This is a genomic window from Ktedonospora formicarum (assembly GCF_016587355.1).
Lineage (GTDB): Bacteria > Chloroflexota > Ktedonobacteria > Ktedonobacterales > Ktedonobacteraceae > Ktedonobacter > Ktedonobacter formicarum.
The window spans coordinates 414,202-427,537 of the sequence record NZ_BNJF01000001.1 but is presented as its reverse complement, the minus strand read 5'-3'; the positions used below and the strand labels follow the sequence as shown (position 1 = coordinate 427,537).

13 protein-coding genes and 1 pseudogene are annotated in these 13,336 nt (G+C 52.4%); 7 read left to right on the top strand and 7 right to left on the bottom strand.

Annotation, left to right across the window (positions count from 1 at the left end):
- Positions 1–11 precede the first annotated feature (11 nt).
- Both K3T82_RS01890 and ltrA read right to left on the bottom strand, forming a co-directional pair.
- A complete protein-coding gene (locus K3T82_RS01890; RefSeq protein WP_220191808.1) occupies positions 12–1,682 on the bottom strand; it encodes a recombinase family protein in 1,671 nt (556 codons plus the stop codon).
- Positions 1,683–2,075: 393 nt separating this feature from the next.
- Positions 2,076–3,833, bottom strand: a complete 1,758-nt coding sequence (ltrA, locus tag K3T82_RS01885) for a group II intron reverse transcriptase/maturase (RefSeq protein WP_220191807.1) — start codon at positions 3,831–3,833, stop codon at positions 2,076–2,078.
- Between the two features lie 660 nt (positions 3,834–4,493).
- Between ltrA and K3T82_RS01880 the strand changes: the two genes are divergently transcribed.
- Positions 4,494–4,826, top strand: coding sequence for an IS4 family transposase (locus K3T82_RS01880; protein ID WP_220191806.1), 333 nt, complete (start codon positions 4,494–4,496; stop codon positions 4,824–4,826).
- A gap of 153 nt (positions 4,827–4,979) precedes the next feature.
- Here the strand turns inward: K3T82_RS01880 and K3T82_RS01875 are convergent, their stop codons facing one another.
- The gene (locus K3T82_RS01875; protein ID WP_220191805.1) at positions 4,980–6,179 is read right to left on the bottom strand and encodes a hypothetical protein; all 1,200 of its coding nucleotides are present in this window, start codon (positions 6,177–6,179) and stop codon (positions 4,980–4,982) included.
- A 768-nt stretch (positions 6,180–6,947) separates the two neighbouring features.
- Between K3T82_RS01875 and K3T82_RS49775 the strand changes: the two genes are divergently transcribed.
- Complete coding sequence (locus tag K3T82_RS49775; RefSeq protein ID WP_420799284.1) at positions 6,948–7,436, top strand: zinc ribbon domain-containing protein; 489 nt, start codon at positions 6,948–6,950, stop codon at positions 7,434–7,436.
- Between the two features lie 340 nt (positions 7,437–7,776).
- Here the strand turns inward: K3T82_RS49775 and K3T82_RS01865 are convergent, their stop codons facing one another.
- Positions 7,777–8,220 carry a ribosomal maturation YjgA family protein gene (locus tag K3T82_RS01865; protein WP_220191803.1) on the bottom strand — a complete coding sequence of 148 codons (444 nt, stop codon included), beginning with the start codon at positions 8,218–8,220 and terminating at the stop codon, positions 7,777–7,779.
- A gap of 235 nt (positions 8,221–8,455) precedes the next feature.
- Here K3T82_RS01865 and K3T82_RS01860 point away from each other — a divergent pair, with 235 nt between their 5' ends.
- Positions 8,456–8,773: an alpha/beta fold hydrolase gene (locus tag K3T82_RS01860; protein WP_220191802.1), complete on the top strand. Its 318-nt coding sequence runs from the start codon at positions 8,456–8,458 to the stop codon at positions 8,771–8,773.
- A gap of 133 nt (positions 8,774–8,906) precedes the next feature.
- Here K3T82_RS01860 and K3T82_RS01855 read toward each other — a convergent pair whose 3' ends face one another.
- On the bottom strand, positions 8,907–9,389 hold the full coding sequence (locus K3T82_RS01855; RefSeq protein WP_420799283.1) for a GNAT family N-acetyltransferase: 483 nt from the start codon (positions 9,387–9,389) through the stop codon (positions 8,907–8,909).
- 320 nt (positions 9,390–9,709) lie between these two features.
- Here K3T82_RS01855 and K3T82_RS49770 point away from each other — a divergent pair.
- From K3T82_RS49770 to K3T82_RS47460, 4 genes and pseudogenes are all read left to right on the top strand, one after another.
- Positions 9,710–9,793, top strand: a pseudogene (locus K3T82_RS49770) (hypothetical protein); the annotation flags it as partial.
- 386 nt (positions 9,794–10,179) lie between these two features.
- Positions 10,180–10,719: a COG4315 family predicted lipoprotein gene (locus tag K3T82_RS01850; protein WP_220191800.1), complete on the top strand. Its 540-nt coding sequence runs from the start codon at positions 10,180–10,182 to the stop codon at positions 10,717–10,719.
- A 284-nt stretch (positions 10,720–11,003) separates the two neighbouring features.
- Positions 11,004–11,744 (top strand): Type 1 glutamine amidotransferase-like domain-containing protein, encoded by a 741-nt coding sequence (locus K3T82_RS01845; protein WP_220195038.1) that lies wholly within the window; start codon positions 11,004–11,006, stop codon positions 11,742–11,744.
- 104 nt (positions 11,745–11,848) lie between these two features.
- On the top strand, positions 11,849–12,187 hold the full coding sequence (locus K3T82_RS47460; protein WP_236030948.1) for a hypothetical protein: 339 nt from the start codon (positions 11,849–11,851) through the stop codon (positions 12,185–12,187).
- Here the strand turns inward: K3T82_RS47460 and K3T82_RS47455 are convergent.
- Positions 12,165–12,359, bottom strand: a complete 195-nt coding sequence (locus K3T82_RS47455; protein ID WP_236030946.1) for a hypothetical protein — start codon at positions 12,357–12,359, stop codon at positions 12,165–12,167. The genes K3T82_RS47460 and K3T82_RS47455 overlap by 23 nt on opposite strands.
- A 47-nt stretch (positions 12,360–12,406) precedes the next feature.
- The gene (locus tag K3T82_RS01835) at positions 12,407–13,273 is read right to left on the bottom strand and encodes a HEAT repeat domain-containing protein (RefSeq protein WP_220191799.1); all 867 of its coding nucleotides are present in this window, start codon (positions 13,271–13,273) and stop codon (positions 12,407–12,409) included.
- Positions 13,274–13,336: the final 63 nt, after the last annotated feature.

The window sequence follows — 13,336 nt, the reverse complement described above, 5'->3', positions numbered from 1 at the left end:
TCTTGCTCACCTCAATGCCCATACATGCCGACGAGCAAGCCTGGGAGCGGGTTGCATGGTATCGCTGCCGTTGGATCGTCGAAATAGCCCAATCGCAAATAACAAAAATGAAGCTGTTCAGAAGATGGAGAGGTGGGGATCACATAGCGGATCTCGACCTCTCCATCCGTCACCACAACGCGGTCTATCAACAGCTCAATCAGTTGCCGCTTCTGTTCAAAGGTGGCTTCTGCCAAGCCAAGCTGCACGCGCTGGCAAAATGCCTCAATGGACTGGACCTGAGCAGCCAACGCATCGTGATGTCCCACATGTGCTTCAAGCTGGCGAACCTGCTCAGCAATCCCTTGTAACCGTTCTTCTCGCTCCTGATAGCGATGTTTGTACTCCTCTAAGTGGAGCACATCAGCGAGATAAGCATCGGTCAAGCGCTCCATCTGGTGTTGCAAGCTCACCCGTGCTTGGCGGAGGCGCTCGCGCCGAGCTTGCAATTCCTGTGGAAGCCAGCATCCTCCCTGAGCGCGTTGAAGTGCCTGAGCAATACTCTCAGGATGGGTAAGCACTTCACAGAGATCCTGCCACACCAACTCATCCAATTGGGGTGCAGGAATGAAACGGGAAGGACACTTCTCCTCACGGCAAGAAGCCACCGTATGGCTCTTGCCCCGGCAGATGGAGTACGCGTAGCCTGGATGGGAAGACCGACCAATACAAGCCAGGTGGCACGTGCCACAACTTACCAGCGCACGTAAGAGATACTCGTGAGCTGTGTTGTTGCGACGGGCAAATTGCTGGTTGTGAGCCAGGCGGGCTTGCACTTGCTCAACGTGCTCTTGTCTCACAATGACAGGCACCTGAGCCACCGCGACCCACTCAGAGGAATCGGCAAGAGGATGTCCCCAAAAACCACGACCAATGGGAGCCAATGGCGATTGCCGATGCTTGGCTGGCGTACGCTGATAGCGGCCAAGAAACACGGTCCCTGCGTAGACCGGATTGGTGAGAATGCCGCGCACGGTGGACTGATTCCAGCGCCAGTGACCCCTGGGAGGAGGAATGCGCAGCGCAATGAGACGTTTGGTGATCCCTCTTAAGCTCAGGTCCTCATGGAGATACCAATTCACCATTTCGGCAATCACCGCCGCTTCATCAGGTTCCACCCAGACGCAAGCGGGATCACGTGGATGGGTTGGATCAACCCGATAACCATAGGGAGGATGGGTCCAGGGCAGCAAGCCACCTGCCTGGTATTTCTGCCACCGTCCACGCCGCATCCGCTCGGTAATCAGGCTACGTTCATACTCGGCGACGGCTCCGCGAATCTGCAACAGAAGCTGATCATGAGGATTCTGACTCATGGGATGATCCACAAACTCCACCTGACATCCCCCATGCTCAAACTCTTCCAGCAGGAGCATCTGATGCACATACTTGCGTGCGAGTCGGGAAGGCTCTGTCAGGACAATCCGATCAAAGGCGAATTGCCTCACTTGCTCTCGCAAGCGATCGAGTCCGGGGCGACGCAGGCTTGCTCCATTGTAGCCATCATCGCGAAAAATGGAGACCTCATCCCAGATCCATCCCTGCCTTTGACTGTACTCTTGGAGCCGATCGAGTTGTTGATCGATGGTCTGGGTAAGTGCTTGGCGCTGGGTGGAGACTCGGGCATACATGGCGACTCTCATCTTGTATCTCCTGAGAGAAAGGTTCGTTCGGTTGCTCCGAAAGAGCCGTTGCACTCCATTGGACAAGAGACTGGTAACTGTGATCCCATCGCGACTGAGCATTGACATCTCTCACCACACAACGTCGCACGTTCCATTGCCGTTTCTTCATGTGCGTCCTCCTGAGAACAATGCTCTAGATTGGTTCCGTCAGAAGGACATTTTACTGTTTGGGCTGGCTTTTCGCGAGCTTTCAAGGGCAAGTGCCACCAGGAGAGATGCAGTCGGGAGAATCGGCTCATACAGAATTGTCGGGTAGCCGGAAAAGCCTCACAGCTCTCCCGCCCCCTCAGAACCGTGCTTGCGCCTCTCAACGCACACGGCTCAAGCACATCACGAACAACACGACTCCTTTTACTCTTTGTGTTTTGAGCATTGATCAGGTTTTCGCTCTTCTGCCAGTAATCCTTGATTGTTGAACTCCTGGCAGTCGCTTACCGCTCGTTTTGATGCAGCATGAATGTGCTGATGGCAGAGGAGGTGAACCAGAACAAGATTACTGTAGCTATTCTTTCCACCCTGGGCACGGGCTTGGAGATGGTGAACCTGAAGTTCTTCCTCATTGAAAAGGGATTCACCGCACTGCGGGCATTGACCCTGCTGCCTCTTCGCGAGTTTCTGTTTGGAAAATGTCAGGTCTTTGGCTTTCGCGGCCTGCCGTTCCATCCAGTAGCTCTTGAGGCTGGGATCGTCCGGTGAAGCTGTTCCTTTGACCAGCGTATGGCGTTCAATCGGGAACCAGCTGAATTTGAGCAGATAGGCTCCTGTTTGTTTGTCTCCAAACACCCACGAGTCCTTTCTTTCCAGATGTAGTTGGCCCCAATACCGTTGGTGTCGCCAACTCTGAGTTTTCCGGGGATGGGCGTGCCTGATGTAGTGGTCCTCTTTCTGGTACATCCATCGGTCCAGGCTACTGAAGGTTTCTTTTGCTACAGCAATGCGAAAGTAGTTCGCCCAGCCTCGGATCACAGGATTGAGTTTTCCTACGACCGCCTGGACGTTGGTCCCCTGGGCTTTTTCCCAGAGATTTTTGAGTTTCTTTCGCACCTGTTGAACTGATCCTTTACTCGGTTTGATGAGGAGTTTCCATCCCGTTCGTGAGGTATGCGGCGTTGGATACAGGCGAACGTTGAAGCCAAGGAAGTCAAATCCTTCGGTCAGGTGAACAATTCGTGTCTTCTCTTCGGAGAGAGTCAAGCCACGTTCCTTCAGCCAGTCCGTCAGAATGCTTTGCGCACGCTTGGCATCTTCCCTGGTTTCACAGAAACAGACGAAGTCATCGGCGTATCTTACTACTGCTCGTTTCCCAATGAGCTCTCCGCGACAGTTGTACTTGATGCCGAGGGCTGCTTCCATCCCATGAAGCGCGACGTTAAGAAGCAGGGGGGAAACAACACCGCCTTGAGGTGTACCTTGCTCCGTTGCATGGAAGACCTCTTCTTCGATATATCCTGCTTTCAGCCATTGCTTTATCAGTTCCTTTCCAGGAACCGGGCCAATGGTTTTCAGGAGATATTCGTGGGAGATTGCGTCAAATGCACCTTTTATGTCGGCATCAAGTATCCACTTCTTGGTTTTATTGGGTCGGGCCAGTCCGTAGATCTTTTCAAGAGCATCGTGACAGCTTCGACCTGGGCGAAATCCGTAGTTCGCGCCCTCAAACTTGGCTTCCCAAGCTGGTTCAAGGGCGTTTTTGATCATTGCCTGAAGGCAGCGATCCATCACCACCGGTATCCCTAATGGCCTAGATGTGTTATTTGCCTTTGGGATGTAAACCCGCCGTGTTGGCTTCGCTTTCCAACAGGAGTACTGCGCGAGCATATCGACCATTTTTCCACGGGCTTCTGGTGTTTTGATGACCAGTTTATCCATTCCAGGCGTTTTTCTCCCAGCGTTCATCTGCGTGACTCGTCGGACGCTCACGAGTCGATTGGAGTAGCTTTTCAACATGAGTTTTTGGAGCGAGTGGACCTTTTTCAAGTTCCCTTCTTGTGTTGCCCGAAAGATACGCTGTCTCAGGTTACGAACAGTCCGATTGGCTTTGCGCCAGTCAATGGCGTTCCATTCGGTCTGCGTCTCGGTTCCGTTTGCTAAGCGTGTGTGTGCTTGCATCTAACTTTTCCCTTGATGAGTTCCTTCACATCGTTCTTTGGGTGGTGTACCAGGATCACGTCAGCCGCCTTTCAGCGTGGGTATCTCCGTTGTCGGCCCTATCTGCCCAGTTATGGATTTCTGTTGTCTTTCGGCGAGCAGCCTTCGCTTCTTGATCCTTCCTGTTCCCACTAAGGCATTCGGCTTCCCTTACGGTCAGCTTACTCAAGAGATTGCTGGTCTTTTGAGACCTTATTGGGGTTTTCACGTTCTGCGCGATTGAGATGCAACCGGGGTGGGTGTCTCCTATACTGCGGGGAGTGGGTGTCCTCAAAGCCGATTGACAGCACGGCTTCCCAATATTCCCATCATCATCGTTTCAACCACTTTCGATGACCTCACATAACGCAGCCTCATCAGAGATTCACTTGCGTTCTCCCGTCCGGTTTTCCTCTAGCCCGGTTGCCTCTTGTGGTTTGAGGCTCCCTTCGGCATTCCCCCTCGCTTTCCACCCCACCGTTACCAGTGACGCAGAGAGAGGTGAGGACAGGCCTGGACACTGCCTGAAGGCTTTCGCCTCACTCAATTCGTGCAACCTCGTGTCGCACTGTCATTTGTGATTGTACCATCGAAGAGTATCATCAGTGCCTGAAAACCGGGTGTCGCATCGAGGAGCGACAAGTGCAAAGTGCTGATCGACTGACGCGATTGCTTGGCTTGTTCTCTCCTGTCGCTGTGCGACTGTTGCAACAGCGTGCGCTTTCCCAACAGACACCGGATCTTCCCGCCTCACAGGTGCTTGAAGCCGAAGTGGTTGCCATCATCGCGGTGCGTACCGCGCGGCTGCCTTCGATGCTGACCGTCAAAGCTTTTTGGACGGAAGTGGCCCGCATGGGTGGCTTTTTGGCGCGTTCTGGCGATGGCTCACCGGGCTGGAAAACCGTGTGGAAGGGCTGGCTCCAGTTGCAAACCCTGCTTGAGGGCGTTCATCTCGCTTCTCACCTCCCTTTGTAAATTGTGGGTAAAAGACAGGTATCAATGCCCAGGGATGAAGCACCATAAATGACCTGCTGCTAGCAGCAGGTCATTGTGACCTCAATACCTTGTTCAGGCTCTCCAGGTATCAATCATCGATACCTGGAGAGCCTGACAACTTGGGCCTGAAGATCAGATCATCTTCTTTGCTCGGCGTTTGGCATTCCAGGTGGGAAACACCACCTGGATGAGCGGGATGGGCAGATAAAAGAGCCATCCATAGGTGGATTGCCACAGGTTGTCCACATTGATCACCGCAAGCACAGCGGCGTGGGGATACGTCTGCTGGTACCACCCGCTGACCAGCTTGGCTGATGTGTACGAGCTCAACACCCCTACAGGGTTGATGGCGTATGTCACCAGCAGTCGTTTCACCCAACTTCGTGCCGCTTCCTCCGGTGAACGCAGATCCTGCGCATTGCCTCGGCTGTTGGCGGTGTAACGTCCCATAAGGGCAATGGCCAATGTGCAACCGGCTCCGAAAAGAGCAGGCCCGAAGGTTGCATGATGCTGGACAAAGGCCGCGAAGCCCTTCGATGTGTCAGATGCTCCAACTCCCAGGAAGATCGGGATAATGAAGACTCCGACACAGACCAACAAGGGCACAATCCCCGTGAGGTACGCGATGCTGTTTAGCCATCTGCGAGCAGCCAGACCCTGGAGAGCGCACCTCTTGCGACGAAACCGTAGCTGGCGTGGCGGATCAAGCACAAGTTTCATCTGGATGACGAAGAAGAGCCAGCTTACGCTTGCCTGCACCGCGTTATTCGCATTAATCGTCGCCGAGGTGGTCGCGTGGTAAGACGGGAGATACCACCCGCTGACCAGCTTGCCGCTCTGGTAAGCGAGCAGCGTGCCAACGATATACAGAGCGATGGTTGCGAGCGTGCGAAGTGCCCAATCGTCTTTCTTACCAGGCTGCTGGCTACGCTGCTCGGCAGCACGCGTCATCCGGGCGATCAGCAACACGCCGCCAACGTCGATGCACGCTGGCGCCAGACTGGCGTACCTCTGTACGAATCCGGCAAGGCCGGTGGGGGTGGTCGCCGAAGCGCCCACTCCGCATAGCAATGCGATCAGGAACATGGCAGCCACCACGAAGGACAGAAGCCCAATCGCATTCACAAAGATGATCAGGCGCTGCGTGGAACGCTTACGTGCGTCCAACAGAACCTGCACGTCCTGGCGCATCATGTCAAGCTGGGTCTGTGCCTGTGCCAACCTGATGGAAAACTGCGTCTGGATGGAATCGAGGCGATTCAACCGCCTGGTGAGCAGGATGATAGCGACCGACCCGGCAAGGACCGGCCCGATCTTACGTGAGCGGTTCACGTTATTACCCTTCATTGGGAGGTTTTCATCATGGAGGACAGGCTACATTACCTGTATAGAGGGAACAGACCTCTATGGCTTACTATTTGCTACATGAAGCTGGTTGATCTTCAAGCTCTATTCACTTTTTAGATGTTGTGTTGATACCCCTCCTTTTCTCTGGTATCACAGTAGAGATTGCTGCGTGACGCCTGACGACGCCTGTGGTCGATACCCTCGCGCAGATGCAGCAGCAAATGAGCGCGCAGATGCAGCAGCGGGTAGCCCATCCTTAGGTTGTATGATGACGGAACAGCATAGAACCTCTTAGTTCTCGAATAGCCCACCTCGCATTCGCTCTCGAAGGGGGCGGGAAACAAAAACTCACCGAGAACCGTCCTCGGGGGATGATTAGCGACCTATTACCCCGAAGAAATGGCCGTTGATTCTAGCACAAGCCAGCAATCGGCAGGACGACCAGCTCCAATAGACCCCTTTATTGTGTATTAATATGATCAAATTTGTCAAGTATAAAGAAATGCACCATCCTTGGTGCATGTTCATCAAAACCTTCGCCTCTTTCCTTATTTGGGGAGTGGGGATACGCCTCTCCCACACCAGTTGACAAAACACTCTCTCATAGAGAGCGTTTCTGTATGGATAGAACGATTATTTTGTAGCTTCACGCAACACATGAGCAAGCCAAACACTGCAACAAACGTTGCAGGAACATACCGCTTGCTTCAATGAAAAGAGCAAGAGCGCCGTCTCTTCCGTCTCCGTCGCAATCTGCAAGCCAAAGGTGCCCATTCAGCGAAACGCCACCCGCGTCAGCTCTCTGGCAAACTGTTTCGGCAACGCAAAGACCATGACCATGTGCTCTCCAAACATATCGTCCAGAATGCCGCTCCTGGTTCGACCATCGTCCTTGAGAGCTTGACGCATATTCGCTCGCGTGCTCGTATGCGCAAGGGAGAAGGGCTGTGCCGCCTCCATTCGTGGAGCTTCGCCCAGTTTCACGCCTTCCTCTCCTACAAAGCGCAGGAGAAGGGCATTGCCGTGGTGAAGGTGGACCCTCGCCATACCTCGCAAACCTGCTCTCGCTGTGAGCACCTGGCGCGTCATAATTGTCGTTCTCAAAGCCTCTTCCTCTGTCGTGTTTGCGGATTCAGTCTCAATGCTGCTCACAACATCGCTGAGAAACATCTTGCTCACCTCGATATACCTTTGGCGAGTGGGTCGCTGTCAGATGGCCTCTCGTCTCACGCTTCGGCGTAGGGACAAGCCCCTAGCGCAGAGCTACGGGGTATCTGACACTGTGTACATACAGTATCTCTTAAAATGGAAAGGCTTTCTTCTATATCTCAACACACCTCAACATTGCTTCCATTTGCATCGCGTTCATTTTTCCTTGGTCTCGAACACTATCGCCCTTGCTGTGGTACTTGTTGCTCTATCCCTCTTCTGAACAATTACTATTTCGCTAGGATATTAGCCTACTCTGTATTAAGGGTAGCGCTCCCCTGTTAGGAGTGCAGTCGTCACGACCTGACCAACGTATCTGTTCTCATTGGCAACTCGGTGCTTGTTCACCAACGCCAAATACTTGAAAAGTAGTTCATAACGTGTTCATCGGATTATTGCCCTCTCCCTTGCGGCCCATAGTAGCTAACGTAACGCAGGGCCTGGTCATTTTTACTTGAAGGACCTCAAGAACGGCGATCATGGCACAGCCAATGGCGTAGCACGTAATATCGTTCCAATCAAAGACCGAACCCACAATAATTTGTAAGATGGTATTCTCTGATCCTATGAGACTGGCAACATCAAAAAACTGTAGGATTTCTACTGTGAAAGCAATGAGAAAAACATACAGAGGTAAGAATGCAACACGCTCCGGAAGAAATATTCGTAGGAAAGAATACACACCCCCTACAGCTAAAATATCTCCTATGTAGGGGCGAACAAATGCATCATGAACAAAAATAGCAATCAATATTTCAACGGTAAGCAACAGAAGAAACATCAGAAAATAGAGACCTCGCTTTTTTCCCTTGGACATAATGTCTGTTCCCTCCAAAAATAGACATTTGCTCACGTGTTCAACTTTTTCACATGAGCATATTCCTAGTTCTTTTCAGTATGGACGTTACCTGCTTAAAGACAACAATTTTCACACAATTCTGCGTTATCAGCCCGCTTTGACACTTTGCCGACATCGTTGGAAAATGTCCAAGCGGGTCATATACTTCCCAAAAAATATTAAACCTTTGTCCTGTGTAGAAGCATTTACTTCAATGGCCATTGTGCAGGATCACTACAACTGGGAACGTTTTCGAGATGAGCTTCTCAGTGGAGCAAACGTTGCTGATGAAGCATTTCTTCAGAAGATCCGTCAGCGTTATAGCTGCTCCTTTAATATTGGGAACCTTCCACACCCTTTTCACAAACCAGCGGTACTTCTCGCAGGAAGGCAAGATCATATCGCAGGATACCGCGATACTTGGCGTATTCTAGAAAACTATCCTCATGGAACCTTCGCGAACCTGGACCGCGCCGGTCATAATTTGCAGATTGAGCAGCCTCAACTCTTCAATGCCTTACTAAGCGAATGACTGGATCGAGTATGGGAATCTCTGCAATCATATGCCCTCAACTAGGCCAGGCGCACAAGAAAGGGCGCCGCAGGACAACACCATGTGAGTGGAAGCACCGGAAGAGTGTTGGGCGTAATACGCGTGCATTGCATCACCGAGGTTCGTAGATGTAGGACATTGCTGGCTTCCCGTTGAGTGTGAGCTCACCGATGGCGACAAATCCGTTGTGTTCAAGCACCTTGCGTGAGGCTGGATTGTCCAGCGTGACGCGCGCGCGTAGTCTGGTGAGTTTGTACTCTGTGGTAGCAAGCTCACGCGCCTTGTGCACAGCCGCTGTAGCCAGCCCCTGCCCCGCAGCCTTCTGCGCGATCCGGTATCCGAGTTCTGCCGACCCATCTGCCACTTCGACAAGGTTTACTCGCCCTAGCACCTTGCCGTCCTCGTCTATCAGCAGGTGAAAGTAATCCGTCCCGGCTGCCTGCCATTCAAGGAGTTGCGCAAGCCGTGTATCGAATTCGGCAAAAAACTCGTCCCCCCGATCAGGCACTGATGCTGCGAAGTAGGCCCGATTCTCTCGCTCGAACGCGAGTATGGCAGATGCATGATCAAGGCGAACTAACTGAAGATCTGGCATTAGGAGTGGGAGGTGCGGCATCGATGCTAATCCGGTTTTGATGCCCTCCTTCGATTCGGAGTGGACAGATCTCCTGTCCACCGCCTGGCTCCCAAGAAAGGAGCATGTACCGACCTTTGATGCGTCTTGCTTATCTTGTTCTTCCATATGTTTATTTTTGTCCAATGGTGAAGTGATTGTGTCCGTTGAGTCCTAAGCATACTGTATCACCCGGTTGCAACTCTTTAAGGAATTCCCGACATAAGATGGGAAAAATGCTCACACACCTTCTTTCCTATTGCATCCTGCCCTGATTTTCTTATGCGAAAGTCTGCAAACATACGTTCACATTTGTATGCTTGGATTGCGGATACATAGCTGATCGAGACTATAACGCGGCAAAAAAATTCTGTAGGTGGCGGTGAGTTGCACCGACACCCGAAATGCTTGTGGAGAGAGCAGCTCTGGCTTGTCCACTGGGGCAAACGAAACTGCTCTTGTTGAGGCAGGAACCAGACCGCATTGAGGCGTGCCCTCAATGTCTAAGTTCTGGACAACGGACGTCTTGCCTGCTACTACAAGACAAATAGGTGTTTCACTGTCATGGGAAACTTAGTCCTAAAAAACAATGAAATGGAAGATGCGAGGCAAGCAAGCTCATATTCCGATGATGGGAGAATTATATGCTGAGGTTTTTTAGATGTAATTCAGGGAACGAATGTATTTCTTTGGAGTGAAGTGAATTACTTCTATGTATCGACAGCATCTACAGTCAACGCTTACAAAGCTATGTTTCTGGAGGAAAATTTTTATGAGCTTACGAACGCAAACTCTTTTTTCTAGTTTGGCGTTTTTGTTGCTGCTCTTTCTGGCAGCATGTGGCGGTGCTACCGATGGCTATAATGGTTCCGGTGCAACTGCAACACCTACTCAGTCGAATGCTGTGACTCCCACATCTACAAGTGGAGACTATACGAGTGGAACAAGTGACGCAGTGATCAAGACGGCTTCGGCCACGATTGAGAGTAAGACAACAACTATCTTGACAGATGCGAAAGGGATGACGCTATATTATTTCACCCTTGATACAGCATCAAAGGTTGCCTGCATGGATAGCTGTGCGCAGAAGTGGCCGCCGCTTCTCTTCTCAGGTTCTGGCACACCTCAATCCAGTAGCAATCTCACGGGGCAGTTGACTACCTTGGATGCGAATGGTGGTAAGCAAGTTGTCTATAATGGGCACCCATTGTATACATATGCTGGAGACTCAGCTGCCGGACAGACGAGTGGGCAGGGGGTTGGCGGCAAATGGTATGTCGCAACTGTTGACTTGGGGCAGAACAAAGCATAAGTTTTCTCTTACTGTGTTTGGCTTTCCATCAATGGTGTCACGAGAGGAAACTCTCGTGACATTTTCGCTGCGTAATACGCTTACAAAAGGCTTTTTCGTTGCTTGCCAATTTCAAGGAATCTGAAGTGAACCCTTGAGGCCGGTTCATGCTGCTCCGCACATGGCTTGAAGTCGAGAACGAGCAAGATGGGAGAAGTTTTGTGCTTTACAAGGCGGTAGAATGTCTTGCATGTAATGGGACAGGCAAAGACGTTCGGCTCTTCAGAGATTGGAAAGGAAATATCATGAAATTGCTTCTCACCTCGTCTGGCATTAGCAACGACAGCATTCGTAACGCCCTGGTTGATCTGCTGGGCAAACCAATCGCCGAGTCCAGCGCCCTCTACATTCCCACCGCGATCTACCCCTTCCCTGGCGGTGCTGCCATGGCCTGGCGACTGATCCACGGGCCCTTGTGCGAATTGGGGTGGAAGTCGTTGGGCGTGCTGGAGCTCACCGCTCTGCCCAGTATCCAAGAAGACTGTTGGGTCCCAATGCTTCAGGAGACGGACGCCCTGCTGGTGAACGGCGGCGATCCACTGTATCTGTGCCACTGGATGCGACAATCCGGACTGGCTGACCTGCTGCCCTCTCTGCTGAGCGAGACAGTCTATGTGGGGGTGAGTGCCGGGAGCATGGCGGCGGCGGCCACCTTCGGCGAGACCTACCTTGATCCGCGCAGGGGCAGCGGTGAAGCGTTCACGTCGGAAGACATCGTGTTTGCCACGCCCCAGGGCGAAATCAGCAGGACCTTGGTCACGGCTCAGGGAGTGGGACTGGTTGACTTTGCGTTGATTCCGCATTTGGATCACGAGGATCACCTGGACGCTTCCCTGACCAACGCAGAGAAGTGGGCTGCGAGGCTACCCGTGCCAACGTACGCGATCGACGATCAGACCGCCATCAAACTGATCGATGGCGTCGTCGAAGTGGTCTCTGAGGGCCATTGGAAACGGTTTACCCCTGAAGGAAATACTCGCCAGTAGGATGGTTTCCCCAAGAGGCGTCCTTCGATACTTGTTTGTTGCGTCTTTTCCATGTGTCAGGCCTGCTTTTCTCATATCGAGTGTTTTGTAGCGCCTTCACTCGTATGACGAATGGCAAGGTAGCACGTACAGGGACCGACGCCTCGGTTTGGGGATCTCCAACCACATTTCTTGACATCTGGTGGTGGAGACAGGAATTGAAACAGCTTCACGCCCGTATCGCTCCTTATTTCGCACGAACCGAGCCTCGTCGTCGAGCATTCGCCTATCTCAAAGGGCTTCAAGCCAAGATCAGCATCGATCACCTGCTCAGTGGAAGGCAGATGCGCCGCATAGCGATCAGCGCTGTCTTTGGTGATGGGGCCACTCTAAGGGATGGCCCCATCAGGCAAAGGACGCGACCAACGAAGAGCAAGAGGATCATGCATCGCAGGCAAGGGTGATATTTCCATTGCGCCAGATGAAGGCATTGGCGGTGTAGGTCGCCGATTGACGGTTACGCTTCCTTTGGAAGGTTGGATATTTGACACTCCCTTCAAAGAAATTGAGGAATGCTTTGTCCAGGTGGCGATATGCATGCGCTGGTCCGCTGGACTGCCGCCTGGCATCTGGCACACCTGGTTTTGCCTTCTGCGATGCATCATGTACTGTGGATGCCCTGTTTAGGATATTGCCTCCACAGTCTTCTTCAATCGTGCAAGAGCCTGCCGTGCTTGATCAGCCACCAAACCAACAGGATCGGTTAACAATGTACGCAATGGAGGAATGGCCCGTCCATCGCCCAACTGACCCAGGGCCTTGGCGACATTCCTACGAACGTCCGCATTCTCATCGTTGAGCAGGGGAATCAGGGGCTCAACAGCCCGTGCACTCCCCAACTCGCTCAGTGCAGAAATTGCGTATGAACGAACGGAATGATCTGTTTCATCGAGAGCGGTGATGAGGGGATCAATAGCCTGTGCATCTCCCAGCTTGCCCAGAGCTTCAGCCGCAGAGTAACGAACGCTTGTATTCGTATCACCCAGAGCAGCAATGAGGGGCTTCACAGCCCGCGCGTCTCCCAACACACCCAGTTCACGGGCTATATACTCGCGACAGGGGATATGAGTATCGTTGAGCATGAGAATGAGAGGTTCGACAGCACGTGTATCATTCATCGCCTTGTAGGCTGCCCGACGGACAAACTCGCTCCAGTCTCCTCGAGCGGCAAACCAATACGGGATGGTCTGCGAATAATCCAACTGTGCCAGGGTTTTTAGCACGAGCAGGCGAAGATCAGGGGATTGGTGGGTCAACAGAGGGATCAGGGCGGAAAATACATGTGGATCGTTAAGGGTCCCCAAGGCCTTGATGGCGGCTTTGCATACTTGATCGTCGGAATCGTTGAGCAACGTCAGTAGCGCTGGATAGGCCTGGGCTAGCTCAGAGCGGCGGCGCATGATGTTCCTGATCGCCTGCAGACGCACCTGGCTGTCGGGATCGGTCAATCCTGTAAGCAACGTGGCAAAGGGAACGCGGGATCTCGTCATGAAAGAGGGCTCCTTATATGTTAATATGTTTTCAAGCCCTCTCGACCAAGGGCTAGCAGGGTC